At 55.2% G+C, this 17,155-nt stretch carries 14 protein-coding genes; 8 read left to right on the forward strand and 6 right to left on the reverse strand.

Annotated elements, in window-relative coordinates:
• Positions 1–351: 351 nt before the first annotated feature.
• Entirely contained in the window at positions 352–765 is a 414-nt protein-coding gene (locus tag Poly41_RS24635) for an HAD family hydrolase (protein WP_146529931.1), read from the forward strand.
• A gap of 235 nt (positions 766–1,000) precedes the next feature.
• Here Poly41_RS24635 and Poly41_RS24640 read toward each other — a convergent pair whose 3' ends face one another.
• Entirely contained in the window at positions 1,001–2,395 is a 1,395-nt protein-coding gene (locus tag Poly41_RS24640; protein WP_146529933.1) for an outer membrane protein assembly factor BamB family protein, read from the reverse strand.
• A gap of 3 nt (positions 2,396–2,398) precedes the next feature.
• On the opposite strand from Poly41_RS24640, the gene Poly41_RS24645 reads away from it, so the two are divergent.
• From Poly41_RS24645 to Poly41_RS24660, 4 genes are all read left to right on the forward strand, one after another.
• Positions 2,399–2,584, forward strand: a complete 186-nt coding sequence (locus tag Poly41_RS24645) for a hypothetical protein (protein WP_146529935.1) — start codon at positions 2,399–2,401, stop codon at positions 2,582–2,584.
• A 67-nt stretch (positions 2,585–2,651) separates the two neighbouring features.
• Positions 2,652–2,840 carry a hypothetical protein gene (locus Poly41_RS24650; protein WP_146529937.1) on the forward strand — a complete coding sequence of 63 codons (189 nt, stop codon included), beginning with the start codon at positions 2,652–2,654 and terminating at the stop codon, positions 2,838–2,840.
• A gap of 134 nt (positions 2,841–2,974) precedes the next feature.
• Positions 2,975–3,574: a sulfurtransferase gene (locus Poly41_RS24655; RefSeq protein ID WP_231615906.1), complete on the forward strand. Its 600-nt coding sequence runs from the start codon at positions 2,975–2,977 to the stop codon at positions 3,572–3,574.
• 747 nt (positions 3,575–4,321) lie between these two features.
• Positions 4,322–5,209 carry a metallophosphoesterase family protein gene (locus tag Poly41_RS24660; RefSeq protein WP_146529941.1) on the forward strand — a complete coding sequence of 296 codons (888 nt, stop codon included), beginning with the start codon at positions 4,322–4,324 and terminating at the stop codon, positions 5,207–5,209.
• Between the two features lie 7 nt (positions 5,210–5,216).
• Here the strand turns inward: Poly41_RS24660 and Poly41_RS24665 are convergent, their stop codons facing one another.
• From Poly41_RS24665 to Poly41_RS24675, 3 genes are all read right to left on the reverse strand, one after another.
• Positions 5,217–5,615 carry a DUF1587 domain-containing protein gene (locus Poly41_RS24665; RefSeq protein ID WP_197231604.1) on the reverse strand — a complete coding sequence of 133 codons (399 nt, stop codon included), beginning with the start codon at positions 5,613–5,615 and terminating at the stop codon, positions 5,217–5,219.
• 156 nt (positions 5,616–5,771) lie between these two features.
• Positions 5,772–7,073, reverse strand: coding sequence for a hypothetical protein (locus tag Poly41_RS24670; protein WP_146529944.1), 1,302 nt, complete (start codon positions 7,071–7,073; stop codon positions 5,772–5,774).
• Between the two features lie 54 nt (positions 7,074–7,127).
• Complete coding sequence (locus tag Poly41_RS24675; protein ID WP_146529946.1) at positions 7,128–8,939, reverse strand: SH3 domain-containing protein; 1,812 nt, start codon at positions 8,937–8,939, stop codon at positions 7,128–7,130.
• A 247-nt stretch (positions 8,940–9,186) separates the two neighbouring features.
• Here Poly41_RS24675 and Poly41_RS24680 point away from each other — a divergent pair, with 247 nt between their 5' ends.
• From Poly41_RS24680 to Poly41_RS24690, 3 genes are all read left to right on the forward strand, one after another.
• On the forward strand, positions 9,187–11,106 hold the full coding sequence (locus tag Poly41_RS24680; protein WP_146529948.1) for a beta-propeller fold lactonase family protein: 1,920 nt from the start codon (positions 9,187–9,189) through the stop codon (positions 11,104–11,106).
• A gap of 160 nt (positions 11,107–11,266) precedes the next feature.
• Positions 11,267–12,343, forward strand: a complete 1,077-nt coding sequence (locus Poly41_RS24685; RefSeq protein ID WP_146529954.1) for a Gfo/Idh/MocA family protein — start codon at positions 11,267–11,269, stop codon at positions 12,341–12,343.
• Between the two features lie 52 nt (positions 12,344–12,395).
• Positions 12,396–13,481, forward strand: coding sequence for a Gfo/Idh/MocA family protein (locus tag Poly41_RS24690; protein ID WP_146529956.1), 1,086 nt, complete (start codon positions 12,396–12,398; stop codon positions 13,479–13,481).
• A 71-nt stretch (positions 13,482–13,552) separates the two neighbouring features.
• Here the strand turns inward: Poly41_RS24690 and Poly41_RS24695 are convergent, their stop codons facing one another.
• Both Poly41_RS24695 and Poly41_RS24700 read right to left on the reverse strand, forming a co-directional pair.
• On the reverse strand, positions 13,553–13,876 hold the full coding sequence (locus tag Poly41_RS24695; protein ID WP_146529958.1) for a hypothetical protein: 324 nt from the start codon (positions 13,874–13,876) through the stop codon (positions 13,553–13,555).
• 39 nt (positions 13,877–13,915) lie between these two features.
• On the reverse strand, positions 13,916–17,104 hold the full coding sequence (locus Poly41_RS24700; RefSeq protein WP_197231605.1) for an AsmA-like C-terminal region-containing protein: 3,189 nt from the start codon (positions 17,102–17,104) through the stop codon (positions 13,916–13,918).
• Positions 17,105–17,155 lie beyond the last annotated feature (51 nt).

The raw sequence follows: 17,155 nt of genomic DNA on the forward strand, positions 1-17,155 counted from the left end.
TGCTTTACTCGATATTGGCGATTTTTTTGACGATCGCGATCCGTTGGCAAAGTTGTCGGCTTTCCTTTGCAGCTTTGTGTTTCTCGGGATCAAGCAATCTCCAGCAAGATCAACTTGCAGCCGAAGCGTAGGTTCGCAAGAAGCCGGGGTCGCTGAGTGGTTGGGGAAATCTGCAAGATAAGCGATTCAATGTTCACTTCGTCGCCGCTCCGCGGCACCTCAGGCTTTGGCGTCTCGTCCCTGTAGAAGCTGATCATGATCACTCAATTGCTCTTGCTGTGGTTGTCGATCGGAATCACACGGACGAGAATCGTCTGAATCCGATCCAGAGTTTCTCAGAAAGTTGCAACCATGCCGTTTCGAATAACCGGGAAGTACGATCTCGTCATCTGTGACATCGACGGCTGTCTGTCGCCGGAGTCACACGCCCCAATCAACATTTCGGGACTGGGGAAGATTGCCGAAGAGTTTCAGAAGCGGAACTGGCCGATTCGAGTCTCGATGACGTGGCTCTATATCAATTGCGATCTAGAGCACATCAGTAAGGCGACGGCGATCGATCGATTGATGATTCAGACGGGGATTCAACCGGAACGAACAGCAGGGATCGGCGATACGATGGGTGATCGGTTTATCGCTGAGCGTGTTTCGTGGTTCGGATGTCCAGCGAATTCTGAAGCCGAAATCACCAAGGCAGCCGCCTATGTTTCGCCACACGAGGAAGTTGAAGGCGTACTGGACATTCTTCATCAATTAGTTCACTGAGACGAAATTGACGCCTCAAACAGTACCGCTTTGGAGTGCTCGTCCGAGGCCATAACGCCACCGAACATGTCCAGTGTTCCCCAGTTGGCTGCTGAAGCAAGTGTGCCTTGGATTTCCTCAACCGGGCAAGGCCAGACGTTTTTGAAGCGTTCAACACGATCTGGGTTGCTGTCGTGTTTTGGATGGTCAGGATCATTCCTTGAGGGTGGTGTTTCTGAAAAGTGTCGATTTTTCCCTACCTCTCCGTCAGACAGTACAACTTCGTCAGCGTCCGAATCAACAATCGTCCGCCAACCACACTCGGAGTCGCCATGCAAAACTCATCAAGTGGGTTGGTATTCAAAATTTCAAATTTGTCACCGGCCTTGATCACATAGGTCCGTCCTTCTTCGCTCAGGCAAAAGATTTTGCCGTTGTATGCCCAGGGCGACGAAGTAAACGAACCGCCCGGTGAAAATCGGTGCTTCCCGTAAACCTCGTCCCCTGTTTTGGCGTTGTGGCACGTCATGAAGCCCTGGTCATAGACCGTGTAGAGATAGTCGCCGTACACGAGTTGGGAGGTGTTGTAGGCTGACGCGGTTGGTTGATACCACTCGATGAACTCGTTTGCTGCAAAATTGCTCTCCGGCTTCAAATCGCCAGCCGCTCCTGGACGTATCGCGAACGTAGGTCGGTGCGAATCGCCAACGTATCCCGAGGCAAGGTAACACATACCATGCGCGGCGAAGGGCGACGGAATGACCAAGATGGACATGTCGCCATCAAATTCCCAAAGTAAGTCGCCGTCCAGAGAATAGCTGCGGTTCATCCGGTTGCCCGGCACAACGATCTCGGTCCGTTGGTCGTTTCCCCAGACCAGGGGCGTGGCCCACGAATGGGTTTCGTTGCGTTTCGTCCGCCATTTTTGTTCGCCTGTTTTCGCATCGAATGAGGCGATCCAGGAATCTTCCAGGTTGTCATAGACAACGAAAACTTGTCCGTCATGCACAACTGGCGATGCCGCTGCACCATAATCCATGTTTGTCTTTTTCGGTTCAATCGGGTTCGACCAAAGCAGTGTTCCGTCGAGGTCGTAGCAATACAAGCCAACGTCGCCGAACAAGACGTATAGCCGCTCGCCATCGCTGGTAGGGGTCTCAGCCGCATAGGAACTCTTCGGGTGTCGCGGCACGACCGGACGCCCCGCCTTCGCTTCGTGTTTCCAGAGTTCTTTGCCATCGGTCAGGTCATAACAATAAACCATCCAGTGATGAATTCCTTTCGCCGGATCACGGACGCCTTGACCCAAATACAATCCCGCCTTCGGCTTGACGTTCTCTTCGTCCGCAACCACCGACGAAACAAACACGCGGTCGCCAACGACGATCGGACTTCCCCATCCCTGTCCAGGAACGTCGCTTGACCAAGCGACGTTCTTGGTTCTGCTCCACTGCGACGGCAGTCGAGGATCGTCACTCGCGACACCGGTTGCGTCGTCGCCCCGAAAACGAGTGAAATCATCCGCCAAACCAACGGAGACAGTTGCAATGCACAGGATCAGGGCAAGTGGCAAAACTCGCCAATCGCGATGCGATCCAGGGCCAGTGAATCGTCCACAGGCCCTCGCGTGACCATCTACATCGAAATACATTGATTGTCTCTAATCAGGGGTTTCAAGACGCAGTCGCAATGGCAGCAGGCTGGCCATATCGTTCGCTGGTCCTTTGTTCGATTGTATCCGCTGCGTAGCCTTTGTGCAGCATTCGGTTGGCAGTGCCGGGTTGCCAGCGACTTACCGATGCCTCGGCTGAGTTACGGGTTGGCATTCTCGCTTGATTAGGCGATAACCACGATAGACTCTTGCCAAACTGGCTAGAACCTTCTGCACGTATGAAAGGATCCCTACGATGAAACTGAACGACTTTTACAACGAAGTGTCCCGTCGAGTTGACACCGAGAAAACCGCGATCTCGGCTGCGGAAACGAAGCGAGTCTTGAGCGAGGCCTTTCTGGTGCTTGCCGCAATGGATGCGACCGAGTCCGCCGAGACGATCTCGAAAGGATTGGTGACGGCCAAAAAGAAACTGTCGAAATAAGGCGGTTGGATAGCAAGGGTCATGTCTACCTTGTCAGAAAGATGGAACCGAAGCAGATCGCTTCGGTGATCGGGGAACGGATGCTCCGACAGCCGACGTTTCAACTAGGCGTTCGTACTGTGTGCACGCCAACGATGCCTCCGACACGAGATCAATCAATCATTCAATCAACGACTTTCGCGATCGTCGCTCTCTGCCTTGCCAACACCGTGTTAGCAGCAGGCAATTCCGACCCACGCTCGGACTTGTTGCTTGACCCAACCGAGTTGGCCAAGTCACCGGATACCTACCTTGTGTTGGATGCTCGGCCACAGGAAGACTACGAGCAATCCCATATTCCCGATGCAGTTTGGGTCGATCACGAAACCTGGAAAGATGCCTTCGGGATGGGAGACGATGCAACGGCTTGGTCCAAACGCATTGGCAATCTTGGGATCGGCCCCGAGTCTCAGGTTGTTGTCTATGATGATCATTCGAGCAAGAACGCTGCTCGAATTTGCAAGTCTGCCGACGAACTCAGCGAACTGTTCGCGTTGGCAGGAGTCGATCCGCAACGACCGACTGCAACCCATTGCCAATCAGGCGGACGAGCATCCGTGATGGCTTTCGGACTTGAACTGATGGGCATGAGGAACGTCAGCATTTACTACGCTGGTTGGAACGATTGGGGAAACGCCAAAGAGACGCCGGTGATCGAAAAGAAGCAGAAGTCGCCTGGGTTGTCGCCGAAGTAGTGTCCAGATGCCATTCCAGCTTTTCCAAAAGGCAGAGTTTGCCTGATTGGCGAATGCCGTTCACGATTCAGGTTTCTGGTTGGAAATGATCCGCTAACTCCAGCACAAGGCCGCTCACGGGGTATTGTTTAATATCAACAGCGAGTACAACTTTGCAGCGATCGAAGAAACAACAAAGGGAGGGGCAAGTGCTTGATCCACCAAGTTTTTTAGCCGGGCGACGACTGGCCCGTCGCCACGACCATTTCTGTGTTCCTTTTTCAATCCGAATCTGGTTTTGATGTTAGCCTAACGATACGAAAAGGAGATCGGCTAACACCGGCATCAGCGAAGTTCGTTCGACGTGGATGATCGCTATGCGTGAACGCCGCGAGGCCGTAATAGTGCCGCCTCGCCGTTCTGCCCTGCTGAGGAAAGACTGATCACGACCGAAGAACCGAATTCCGTGTTGGTCCGCTAACCTTCCATGCTTAGAAAAGCCTCGCTGCCAAGCAGCGAGGCTTTTTTCGTTTCTGCTCTCTGAGGTTCCGCGTTTCGTCACGGAACAACCTTTCATCAAACGTACGACCTCCTCAATAGGAGCTGCCGTTCCAAGCCGAAGGGCAAAACCCGATTTCCCCTTGGCAATCATCCCGTTTGCATTTCTTTCTCCACATGAAGACAATCGTTGGAAAAGATCTTTTCAGATTACCTTGAAATTCGCATCCAACAAGTTCATCGGAATCAACACCACATCGAATGGGATCAATGAATAGCAACCATCAACGATTGGGCCGCCGATCTGTGCTGCAAAACGGAACGTTAATCATGGCGACAGCGGCAGTCGCTCCTTCCACGCTAATTGCCGAGGAAATCGACTCGACATTAAAAATTGGACTTCTCACCGATTTGCACTTTGCGGACAAGCCACCGGCGGGGACTCGACACTATCGCGAAACCCTAAACAAGCTCGAAGAAGCGGCATTGCAGTTCGAACAGGACAAACCTGCATTTGTTGTCGAGCTGGGGGACTTGATCGACGCTGCCGATTCCGTTGAAACCGAGCTGCGTTATTTGAGCACGATTGATCGGCCGTTTTCGGCCATCGCACGGGACCGACATTATGTGCTGGGGAATCATTGCGTTGACACCCTCCGTAAGGAAGAGTTCCTTGGCAGCGTCGGTCAGGAAAAGTCGTACTATTCCTTTGATCGAGGCGGCGTTCACTTTGTCGTTCTCGACTCTTGTTTTCGCAGCGATGGCCAACCGTATGGACGCAAAAATTCGGTCTGGACCGATGCCAATGTCCCGGCTGCTGAGCTTGAGTGGTTGGAAGCGGACTTGAAGTCCGCCTGCAATCGAGTGATCGTTTTCGCGCATCAGCGACTCGATGTGACCAGTCACCATGGAGTCAAGAACGGTGCTGAGGTGCGCCGGGTGCTCGAAGCTTCAAACAAAGTATTGGCGGTATTCCAAGGACACAGTCACCAGAACGACGTGAAGGACATCGGAGGGATTCACTACTGCACGTTGGTCGCCATGGTCGAAGGCTCTGGAGCCGACAACAACGGCTATTCGACCCTCAGTCTGAAGGCAAACGGGACGATTTCAGTGCAAGGTTTTCGCCAACAAGCAACCTACGGTTGGGAATCATGACGGCAAGCTACAGTTGAAGGTCGCCTGTGCTGTCACCGCCACGACCAGCCAACAGAATGGGCGATGTAAAAAGCGTTGAACCGTTGGTGTCAAACCCTTCGCCACCCGCTCCGTCGGATGGAACTTCCAACCGTGGATCAACCTCGATACCAACCACGTCCCGTACTGCATTGAGGTATTCGGTTTGCGTGAGCCGCCGACACATCACATACCCCGCGTACCATGATGTCGTTTCGTCCGTTGCCAACTGAGTGCACAAGTCTTGGCTGGGGCGTGAATCAAGCCATGCATGAAAGACCGCGAGATCCAAGCCGCCATCGGCGTCGTCACCCGTGTGACAATCGATGCACCGATCGCGGAGGATGGGCATGATTTTCTGGTCAAATTCCGTCTGCCAATTCTTCATCGCAAGATCCTCGGCAGACAGCAGCGGAGAGCAAGGCAGCAAAAGAGCAAGGCCGATCCACGTCAAACGCGAGCTAACGAGATTCCGGTACATGTGAAGCTGCGGGCAAGGAGGGGCAGCTTTCGGAGGCGAGCGAATGACACGATTGTAACCCTGTCAGGGCTGGCCAAGGAAATCCATTTCCCAGGTTTCCTCAAGCTTCTCGAAATCGCGACGAAGAAGAAAATCATCTTCCTCGGCCATCTGTTCGAGTTTGCGGACAAGCAAACGAGTTCGCTTGGCAAGCGGGTGCTCGATCAAGAAAACCATCGCTTGATGCTTTTCGCTGAATCGATCGCTCTCCAGTAGGGTCATCACTTCGTTCAGTTCCAACCGCGTTGGTTTGCGTTGGGCCTCTCGCGAAAGTCGCTCTTGTTCACGGCGGTGGGCGGCTTCCACCCGGTCGGCCTTCTGGGTTTCTTGTCGATCGGCGGCTTGTTGTGCACGGTCATAGAATGCTTGCAGTTCGTCGGCTTGGGCTAAGTGGTAATCCAACTTGACCTTTGCGATTTCAAGCTTGTCTTGTACGTTTACGCGAAACTGGCCAATTAAGTTGAGTGACGTTGGTTTCATCGTTTCTCGATCGACGACCCATTCTGCTTGCCCAGCACCATCGAAAGGCAACTTCACCGCTGCGGATTGTAATTGATACATCTTCGCAACCAGCAACTCGTCTGCTCGCCGGCTCATGACTTTGTACTTGATCGTTTGCGTTGCGGGGATCAGATCGAAGCGTTCGTAGCGCCGCACCGGAATCATGTTCGCCATCATCTGCTGATGCCTCTGCATCGACTGCTCGAGCCATTTCTCGCCAGGCCGCTTGGGTTCATTCGTTTCCGGCTCGGACTCATCAGGCGACGGCTCCTCTTTCACGAGGATCGAACCGACAGGAACCGCACGGGTCACCTCCCAGGCAGGCTTCCCTGTGATCTCGAGAGGTTCAAAAACGATTGTTCTCAGATCGCCAAAGTAGAAGGGCAGCGCCGCGGGTGATGCGTCGTTGTCCTGTTCGATTTGGCCGCTACTTGATAACCAGAAAGTGGACTCTTGGGACTTCAGGCCGGGAAAATCGTAGTCTCGATCCCGACGTCCCTTCTCGATGGCGTAACGATCTCTCAGATCAAAGCTTCTCGAGGCTCGTTCCCGTGCCCGAATCTCAATGGAATCCTCATGATCCGAGCTGTTCATTTGGCCCTTGAACTTGAGCAGCATGGAATCGCCTGCCCGTTGCAAGACCTCGTATTCGACGACGCCATTGTAATAGTAAAGATGGGCGTCGTAGTTAATTTCGCCGTGAAGCCGATAGCCAAAGGTCTCACCAACGGGAAAGTCGTACTGCAACTCGGTACGCTGAGCGATTGCGGGCTGCAGCATCCCCAGCGACGCCAACACGATCAATAATGTTGACGACGTTTTCACAGGCATACTCCTCGCAACAAACCGAAACCATCGCGATCGACCATGCCCGCCTGCTTATCGTGGCGGCGTGCGTATCGCTTCTGAGACCAGGATATGGGGTGTGTTGACACCACGCAAGTAAGTTTGTGTGCCGTGGATCTGAATCTCGCTATTGAGGTGCATTCTCAAATTCACTCCGGGGGCCGGAGTTGCATAGGCCACCGTGCGGCCGCGGTTGTCGGTGATGGCAAACGGTGGGCTGTCCTTCCGCGACGAATAGACTTGAACCAAGAATCCCGATTCTGTCGCGCCGCTTGGACTCGGCAACGTACCGAGCGACGGAGTTTGGCCAAGCGTTGGTTGAGCGATTGCCGCAGCGGCGGTCGGATTCATCGACACCGGCGATGTAGGAATCGGAAGCGATCCCCCATTTTGAACGACGGTGTGACCGTCACGCCGCTCGGCGATGCGCTGGTATTGCTCAACCCGTTCGGCAAGCAATTTCGCTCGGCCGGCAATCAGGGGATCGGCACTTGTCGTAGCCACTCTGCGGGTTGCTTCGGCGATGGGGGCGACCTCCGCAGCCGAAGCACTCGCTGCCATCAATCGCGAAAACATTAAACTCAACTGTTCGGCATCGGCCCCTTGGACGCCGTCATGGACCTTGGCGACCGCGTCCGCCGAGACGTAGCGAGTGGTTTGGGGGAGGTAGTTCGCGATGGGGGCGTTGGTTTGTAACGAAGCGGGAGGGCGGATGGGTTGTGTGATCGGTTGCTCGGCCGAAACCTGGACCACCGATGCGGAGGAGAGGGCAGGGCTTCGATCTCGTGAGGATCCAACCACCCAGTTCTCTTCGGCTGCGGTCATCGATTGGCTCGGTGCGGTCGGTCCACCACGGTCGGTTGTATCGATGTCCGACAATCGCGGGCGACCCATGAATTCAACGGCGGCCATCGCGCTGTTTTGAAGATTCGCAGCAAGGTTTGCACCTTGGCCAGAAACCTTGTCACGCCATGTCTGGCTTACGCCGCTGCCGATTGGGGCGTCGGGTCCCTCATACCTCGAAGGGGCTCCACGACGAGGATCCTGTAGTTGAGGGGGCTCGTCAAAGGAAACGGGGGAAAGCGTTGAATTTCGCTCGGTCCGACGAGAGGATTCTTGCCGAGGTGGACGGGATCCGTCGTCGTGACCCACATCATTTGTGGCAACATCGGCAACCGAAGCCCTTGATGGATCGCGGCCATCGAAACCGTCGCGAGCCGTCGTGGCACCAGCCGGTAAGAATTCCGTTTGCGTGTCACGGGGTGAGGGGGCCGATTGTGAGCGACGCACCCTTGCAACCAGCTCTTCAGCACTCTCGGCGACTTGAGTGTTGTGTACCCAGCGAAACTCGCCACTCGGTGGTACGATGCGATACCACAACCGTGGCCCGTCGGCGCCCTCCCGCTCGCTGCGGCCAATCACGGTCAAGGGTTCTCCTTGGGCCAGTTGAACTTGCCATCGAAAGGAGCGAGCACGGCCAAGATGAGTCCCAATCCAGGCAACCGTTCGGTCTTCGGTGACAACGGCGGATTCGCCGTCGCTGGCGATTTCGACCGCGTCCGCCGGAACCCAACAAAAACTGTTTTCCGGCGGCCGAACGCCCAACCACCCATCAGCGGTTTCAACGTAAACCTCCAATTCTTGTCCGTAGCGAAGCGGATCGGTTCGATAGTATTCGTCCGCAGGCCCGCATCGTGTGTACGTGTGCTCTTGAGCGATAAACACGACATACGGTTCGGTCGCCATGCTTCCATCATTTCCAAACGCCGGTTTCGTGGCGTGAGAAAACACCGTTGCAATGACCGCAACGACGCTTAGCAGACGAGCAGTTTTTCCTAGTCCCATGGGGAAATCTCTTTCAACGAATCCAAAATTCCGGCAGTTAGACCTCGTGGTAGCGTGGTAACGATTTTCGCCTCTCGGAAACAAGAGGAATCTCGATTTGATTGCAAAACGGGCGATCGCCGTCACCAACCGGTGTTCCAAACCGAGTCCCAGGCAGATATAGTGGAACGAGAAAGAAGAAACCCTCCCCCACCTTTTTCGCACGCAGCTTTCTGTGCGACTTTCCGTCTCTCAAGGAACCCCTGCCATGAGACGAAATCGATGCTTCGTCGTCGTCACGCTCGTCCTGTTTGCCCTCCCGGTTGTTGCAGAACCGAAACCGAATGACCGGCCGCCAAACGACCGTTCACCCGTCGATTTGGTCGTTGCTGCGGATTCGCGGACGGTGTACATCAGTGATCGAACCGCCGGATGTGTGGTCGTCGTCGATTTGGAATCCCAGCACACCATTGGCGAAATCCCCCTACGAGGCAAACCACAAGGGCTTGCGTTGTCCGAATCGGGGGACACGTTGTATGTAAGCGAACACGGCGCCGGGACCGTCGCCGTGATTGATGTGACAACGCATCAGGTGAGCTCGCGAATCGAGGTCGGGAAGTGGCCGACGGATGTGGCGTTGTTGCCGAGTCGTAACCGTCTTTACGTCACCAACCAAGACAACCATCGCGTCTCGATCGTCGAACTCGATACAGCCCCCGCGACTCCATCAAGCGAAGTTGCTGCGATACGTGAACCGTACCGCGTGGCCGTGGCTCCTAACCAAAAACAGGTCGTCGTCGTTAATCAATTGCCACTCGGCGCTGGCACCGACCATGACTTGGCAGCCGAGGTCAGTATCGTCAACGTGGACGGGGATGCCGACGAAGCAAACGTCGTCCACGTCAAATTGCCAGCTGGCTCCTCTTCGGCAAAGGGCATCTGCGTCAGCCCCGACAGCCAATGGGCTTATGTCGTTCACAATCTCGGACGTTTCAATTTACCGGTCACGCAACTCGAACGCGGCTGGGTCAATACGACCGCGTTGTCAATCATCGACATCGCTGCCGCAAAGCGGAAGGTAACCGTGCTACTTGATGACTTGATGCAAGGTGCACCGGACCCCGACAGCGTCGTCGTTTCTGAGGATGGATCTCAATTATGGATTAGCCATAGCGGCGTCCACGAGGTTTCCTGTGTCGAAATTGGGAAGCTTCATCAACTACTTTCCGGTGAATTGCCTGCAGATCTCGCTGCAATGCGTGACGGGAACCAACCCAACGTCTGGGTGCGAATCAAGGAGACCCCGGCGCGGTTGAGCGATCTGGAAAATGATTTGACGGCACTCTACCTTGCTGGAATTATCCATCGTTATCCAACCGGTGGCATTGGGCCACGTGGCATCGCACTGTCGCCGGACCAGTCCAAACTGTTCGTAGCCAATTACTTTTCGGGAACTGTGGGGGTGTTGGATACAACGACGGGACAACTGCAGGCGACGATTGCTTTGGGGGATAGCAAGGAGCCTGATTTGGCGCGCCAAGGTGAAGTCGTTTTTCATGACGCTCGGTTGGCGTTCCAGCGATGGCTCAGTTGTGCGAGTTGCCATCCGAACGACGGACGCACCGACGCGCTGCGGTGGGACTTCATGCGAGATGGTATCGGCAACGCCAAAGACACCCCCAGTTTGATTCTCGTCCGTGAAACTTCGCCGCTCAATCGTCGTGCAACGCGACAAACGGTTCGCGAATGCGCGCGGACCGGCGTGATGGTCAGCCATCGAATCATGCCAACCGATCATGAAGTCGATGCCCTGACCGCCTACATGAACTCGCTCGACCCAGCGGTGAATCCAAACTTAACCGTTTCGGGATCGCTGGACGAAGCAGCGGAGCGGGGAAAAGAACTGTTTTTTGGTCGAGCCAGTTGTCAACACTGCCACCCGGGCCCTACGTTTACCGACCGACAATCTCACAACATCGCAACCGCCAGCGCGCACGAGGACGATGGGCTCTACGATACGCCGAGTTTAGTGGAACTGTACCGCACGGCCCCCTACCTGCATGACGGACGCGCGGTCACGGTGAAGGATGTCTTTCGGGTTCATGATCCCAGCGGTGTCCATGGAAAAGCGGAAGCGTTGAGTGATTCGGAGCTTGACGATTTGGTGGCTTTCTTAATGTCGCTTTAGGCGCCAACACTCGCCAGCGGAATTTTCGTTGCGCCCGCTGACGCTGCAGCAGATGCGTCGACGTGCTACACTGTTTCGGCAGCGTCGACCACAAGGATCCACGCTGCAACCTTTTTCTTCTCTGCATAGCTCGCCTTTCGCGATTCTCGGGTGTTATCCAATGACGCAGTACAAAGTGGTCGGGATCAATTTTGACCATTTCCATATGGGTGACTTGCTTCGGATGGCGTTTAATCATCCGCAGGTGGATCTCGTCGCAATCTGTGATGAGCAGCCGACCCGAATGGCCGACGCGATCAAGGCGTTTTCCATTTCGGGGGAGCAGGTTTACACGGATTATCGCAAGTGTCTGGATACGACGAAACCTGACTTGTGCATCCTCTGTCCCGCGGCCGCAGAACATGGAGACTGGGTTGAGCGAGTTGCCCCGTTCGGCTGCGACATCCTCGTTGAGAAACCGTTTGCGGCCACCTTGGGGGAAGCCGATCGAATGATTGCTGCGGTCCATGCGACCGGTCGGCGTTTGGCGATCAATTGGCCATTGGCATGGGTGGAATCGCACTGCACGGCGAAACGAATCCTCGATGAAGGCACGATCGGAGAGGTCATCGAGTTTCATCACTATGGCGGCAATCGAGGTCCGCTATGGCATGTGGCAGACAAAGTCGAACGGACGGCCGAGCAAGTGGCGCAAGAAAAACCGGCCAGTTGGTTCTACAAAGCCAGTGCCGGCGGTGGATCGTTGCTCGACTATGCAGGTTACGGCACGACACTTGGCACATGGTACATGAAGGGGCGCAAACCGATCGAAGTGACATGTGTCGTCGACCAACCAGCGGGCTTAGAGGTCGATGAACACAGTGTCATTGTATGCCGCTACAGCACCGGGCTTTCGAAAGTGGAAACGCGATGGGGGACCTTTACCGACCCCTGGACGCATCAACCACAACCGAAGTGTGGATTCGTGATTGTGGGTACAGAAGGAACGATTTCTAGCGAAGATTACGCCGATTCGATTCGCGTCCAAACGCGATCCTGCCCCGAAGGAAGGGATCTGCCTGCGGATGCGTTGGCGGCCCCCCATCGCGACCCGATTGAGTACATGGTTGATGTGATGCATCGCGACGGGCAGGTCGAAGGCATCTTGAGTATCGAGATCAGCCGCATTGGGCAGCAAATCGTTGACTCCGCGGTGTTAAGCGCCCAACAGAAAAGTACGGTACCGTTGGTGGAATAGGGCTGGAAAGACGCCGATCGATCCTCCGCTTTCACAAAGCAGAAAAAGAGCCATGAGTAGCGACGAACGCAACTACGACTTGAAGCCGACGGCTTCCCATCCGATGCCACCCCGAGCGTTGTCGTACCAGCCGCCGCGGCCCAAACAGCGGCATCGGATTGGATTGATTGGGTGCGGAGGGATTTCCGAGTCGCACTTGAAGGCTTACCAGCACGCGGGGCTCGAGGTTGTTGCGTTTTCGGATCTCGATTTTGCCAAGGCGTCGGCCCGACGCGATGCGTTTTATCCATCGGGCAAAGTCTACCCCGACTACCAGTCCCTGCTCGACACGGCCGATGTGGACGTGGTCGATGTCGCCACGCCGGTCGAGCCACGGGTGAAAATCATCGAAGCAGCACTTCAGCATGGCAAGCACGTTTTAAGCCAGAAGCCCTTTGTACGGGACCTTGCCGAGGGATTGCGTTTGGCCGACTTGGCCGATGCATCCGGTTGTCGCTTAGCGGTCAACCAGAATGGCCGTTGGGCGCCCCACTTTTCGTTTATCCGCAACGCGGCTGCCATGGGATGGGTCGGTGACGTGGTATCGATCAACGTCGATATTCACTGGGATCACAATTGGATCCAAGGGACCCCCTTCAACGAAATGCAACACGTTGTGCTGGAGGATTTTGCAATTCATTGGTTCGACTTTGTTGCCTCCATCGTCGCGGGTGTTGCCGAGGATGTGTACGCAACGGCCATGCAATCTGCCTCTCAAACGGCCAAACCGCCACTGCTCGGTACCGCGATTCTGCGTTACATGCGAACCCTCGCTGTTTTGAACTTCGATGCCGACACGAAATACGGCGTGGAAGATCGAACGGTTGTGCGAGGCACCCAAGGAACGATGGTGAGCGCCGGGCCCAGTTTGACAGATCAGTCGGTCAAGGTCTTTACGGCCGAAGGATGGTTCCAGCCACCTCTCGAAGGCAACTGGTTTCAAGAGGGCTTTATCGGCACGATGTCCGAACTGCTTTGCGCCATCGAAGAGGACCGCCCACCGCTTCATGACGCACGTGACAACTTGCGCGGTTTAAGCATGTGCTTCGCCGCAGTGGACAGCGCCAATTCGGGAGAGCGAGTCTCGATTCAAGCTTAGCAACGCGCGGACAATAAGTGAGTGGAATGCCGCTCAGCCTTGGACATCCGACAGATATTTCTCGCACGATGTTAAGCGTTAAAATCGATATGCGGCGGTGACGGGGTTGGCGGATCATGACCCTCTTCGTCAACGGCGTCGGGAGAGACTTCGTTTTCTGGTGGATCTTTGGAACGCTCAAAGGTATCGTACATTTGTCGTCCATCGCCGCCACGATCGCTCGTTTGTTCCCCCGCATCGATTGCGCTCGATTCGGACGACTTGCCGGCCGGTTGCTTCGTGATCGCCTGTTTGCTGGCTGCATCGGCGGCTTTGGCATCAGCCTCTCCACCTCGAGCGGCCGCCCGAGCGGTGCCTGCAATCGAAGCGGCTGCAGCATTGGGTTGAACATTCATCGACGATTCTCCCATTGGCAAAAACGATGAAGCGATCGGTCAATTAAACCAAGTTTTGATCCCTTGTGTTGGCTTTTCCGCCGTATTTTGTCGTGCGTTCATCCCAGGCAACAGCAATTCCAAAGTCTCGCTGACGCCTTCAAACGCGCGGCGTTCGATGGTGGGGGCGTGCACGGGGCCTTTCACATCGATGGTCCAGAACGTGTATTTCTCGCCTCGCAGCGGCCGGATCACTTTCGTAAAGACGTTCTGTGGGCTGACGCCCGTATCGAACGTCAGATTCAATTCACGTCGCCCATCGAGCGTCCCCGCACCTTGCAACGCCACCCAATCGCCCCATAACGTCAAGTCATTGAAGGTGATCAAGTCACCGAACATCGTGAATTCCACAGTCCCGTCGGTAAACGCCACATCCTCGCTCGGCGTGATCCGCAGTTGGTTCAGCACCTGCATGATCAAGGGCAATTGATAAATGTTTGCACCGGTCACTTTGGCCGAACCGGATCCCTTCAAGAAATCCATCGTCCCAAGGCTTCCGGCAAACCTAGCTTGACCGCTGAGTGAACCCGTGAAGTCGCTATCCGAATGGCCCAGGTCGGCGAGCAGGGTTGGTACCGAGGCATCGTGGACCGCCATATCCACATCAAAACTGCCGGTCGACAATTGCAGATTCCCCTGCATCCCAATCGATCCATCAAACACCCGGCCTTGAATCAGCGGTTGATCTTGAATCAACTGCTGCTCGGTCGTCAGATTCTCGGGGTTTGCGGTGACTCCGAAGGTCAAGAGTTCATTGACAACATGAAACGGTCCACGAATCTGAGTGATTTGCAGATCGTTGACATGCATCGAGTCGATCTGGATGTCACCCGATGCGCGGATTCCCTGTTCATCACGACTGCCATTGACACGGATTTCACCACGAAGTGAATGCACCGGCCCAACATCGGCAATTCGGTTTCCTTCAAGTTGAAGTGAGACATTCCAGTCGAAATTGGGTTCTGGGTGTCGTGCATCGGGCAACGTCAACCGAGTTGCGCCGCGGAGGCTGATGGCGCCTCGTAATTGCAGTCGCCGCATCGCTTCACGCATCGTGATGGGCAGTGCATCGATCAACTCCGCATCGGGATTCAAACGACTTCCCTCTTTGAGGTTCAACGTTAACTCCCAGCGTCCACTGTTTCCTCGCACGCAATACCCATCCGCCGCCAAACGCGATGCAGCATGTTGTCCGCTAAGGGAATCAATCGTGACCTGGGTTCCATCGTAGCGCACGGTCCCACCCGCGATATCGATCCGGTAGGGCAAGGAGCAAGGACGCAGACTGAGCGTTCGGTGGCTGACCGTCGTGCTATACAGTTGCCGGGCGGTCAAGTCGATCCCGAGCTCATCACCACTCTGGGCTTGGGTCAAATGGATTTCTGCCTGATCTAAGATGCCGCTTGGAGCTACTGAGTCCCAGGTCTGTTGAGCAGCGGATGGCAAGGAAGACCGAAGTGCTTCGTCCATGGGAATCGCTGAAGCCGTGAAATCAAGCGTCAATTGAGCAGGGACCTCGTTGAGCGAACCCGAATTCGCGAATCGAAGCAGATTCGGTTCCGAGGATGGCAAGGGAATCCGATAGACCCCTCCACAGTGGACCTCTCCCGAGTTCGCGCTCATCCCATGAAAGTCAACTAATCGGACAAGGTTTCCGTCCACGTCGATTTTGCCTTCGACGTTGTACAACGGGTAGGCAAATTTCTCGTAGCGTAGTTGTCCATCGATAATTCGCAGGTCGATTTTTCGTGTGGCGTGACCATTGACGTCGGTGCCAAACACGACACTGGCCAAATGCACGGCACCCTTTGGACGTAGCGTTCGCACGAACGATTCAAGTTTCGATTGCGTTTCCCCGCGATGCGTCATCGCCTTGATCAGCGTGCCGTCGATGGTCACAGGGCCGTCTGCAGCCGCGACAAATGTCTTCTCGTTCGTAATGCCGGGACGGATCGGCAGCTGAAATTCGCAGTGAAGACGATGATTGTCAATCCAGCCGGTCAATCGGCTGCTGGTCGCAATTCCTGCTTGGATCTCAATCTGACCGATGACTTGACGCACGGGGTATGGAAACTTCTCGTAGCGGACATCGACCCCATTGCAAATGACCGTTCCACTCGCGTCCCATTTCCCACCGCGACACGTGACGTTGCCATCCGCATTGATGCGTCCCACGGGCCGCAGTTTGTCCCATGCTTCTCGAAGCTTTGAGGGTAAAGTCGCCGCAAAGGACTCGTCGATCAAAAAACCGACCGTGTCCACTTCAAGATCTGCATCACAAGGAAATTCGTATCCATGGACTCGACCGCTCACCCCCACGATCGCATCCCCAAACTTGATCTGTGATTCTTCGATCAAAAGGGATTGAGGCGTCGCGGTGACAACGCCCTGAATCTGGGAAACGCTGCGAGGCAGTTTGGGGTGAGCGAATTGCCCATCGTGAATGGTCGATCGGACTCGATAGTTGATTGGCAAACCCGGCGATTGAAAAACGGCAATCGTGGCGTCACCGGAACAATCAAGTCCACGGACCTCTTGCAGCGATTGTTGCAGCGTCGCGGGCAACGCGTCAAACAATTCGGTGTGAATTCGAAAACCGCGAACGGCACAGCGAATGTCATTCGCGCCAGCGGAGGTTTCGATCTCTGTATGGAATGCGTCGGCAAATTCGGCAAAGCCCTTGATCGAAATCGTTCGATCGACCGTTCCGTCGATCCGTTGTTGGTTGCGAACCGCAAGTACCGAAATCTGGGCCGTGACGGGACGCCGGTTAGCGACGTGGCTAAACAGGTTGATCTTGGCCCGGTAGACATCGATCACCGGGCACTCCGGGCCAAATTGTGGCAGCGGTATCAGCTTCGCAAGGGAAGGTGTTCCGTCCTCGCTTAAGGTCAGGTTTGCCTCGACTCCCGACAGCGCCACACGACGGGTCGTGAGCGGAACCTCTTTGTCGAACAACTTCTCGGGGTGGACGTTGGCAAAAACCACCATCCGCTCGATTCGTATCATTCGCCTTAGGGACATAGAGGAAGCAGATGGATCGCTGATCCGAATGTCGTCAAACACGATCCCAACATCGGGCTCAAACCGCCCCCGATGAATCGAAACATCGAGCCCCGCATAGTGCTCACGAAGCTTTGCTAAGAAATGACGACGTGCTTGCTCGCCCAGGGTGTCGGGAGCGAGCATCCGAAACACAACAACCAATGCGGCCAAAATCAGCGCAGCCCACAGCCATTT

It is taken from the genome of Novipirellula artificiosorum, assembly GCF_007860135.1.
GTDB lineage: Bacteria > Planctomycetota > Planctomycetia > Pirellulales > Pirellulaceae > Novipirellula_A > Novipirellula_A artificiosorum.

Coding starts and splice junctions, on each gene's coding strand:
- Poly41_RS24635 (WP_146529931.1), top strand. CDS start 352: ATGCCGTTTCGAATAACCGGGAAGTACGATCTCGTCATCTGTGACATC.
- Poly41_RS24640 (WP_146529933.1), bottom strand. CDS start 2,395: ATGTATTTCGATGTAGATGGTCACGCGAGGGCCTGTGGACGATTCACT.
- Poly41_RS24650 (WP_146529937.1), top strand. CDS start 2,652: ATGAAACTGAACGACTTTTACAACGAAGTGTCCCGTCGAGTTGACACC.
- Poly41_RS24655 (WP_231615906.1), top strand. CDS start 2,975: ATGCCTCCGACACGAGATCAATCAATCATTCAATCAACGACTTTCGCG.
- Poly41_RS24660 (WP_146529941.1), top strand. CDS start 4,322: ATGAATAGCAACCATCAACGATTGGGCCGCCGATCTGTGCTGCAAAAC.
- Poly41_RS24665 (WP_197231604.1), bottom strand. CDS start 5,615: ATGAAGAATTGGCAGACGGAATTTGACCAGAAAATCATGCCCATCCTC.
- Poly41_RS24675 (WP_146529946.1), bottom strand. CDS start 8,939: ATGGGACTAGGAAAAACTGCTCGTCTGCTAAGCGTCGTTGCGGTCATT.
- Poly41_RS24680 (WP_146529948.1), top strand. CDS start 9,187: ATGAGACGAAATCGATGCTTCGTCGTCGTCACGCTCGTCCTGTTTGCC.
- Poly41_RS24685 (WP_146529954.1), top strand. CDS start 11,267: ATGACGCAGTACAAAGTGGTCGGGATCAATTTTGACCATTTCCATATG.
- Poly41_RS24690 (WP_146529956.1), top strand. CDS start 12,396: ATGAGTAGCGACGAACGCAACTACGACTTGAAGCCGACGGCTTCCCAT.
- Poly41_RS24695 (WP_146529958.1), bottom strand. CDS start 13,876: ATGAATGTTCAACCCAATGCTGCAGCCGCTTCGATTGCAGGCACCGCT.
- Poly41_RS24700 (WP_197231605.1), bottom strand. CDS start 17,104: ATGCTCGCTCCCGACACCCTGGGCGAGCAAGCACGTCGTCATTTCTTA.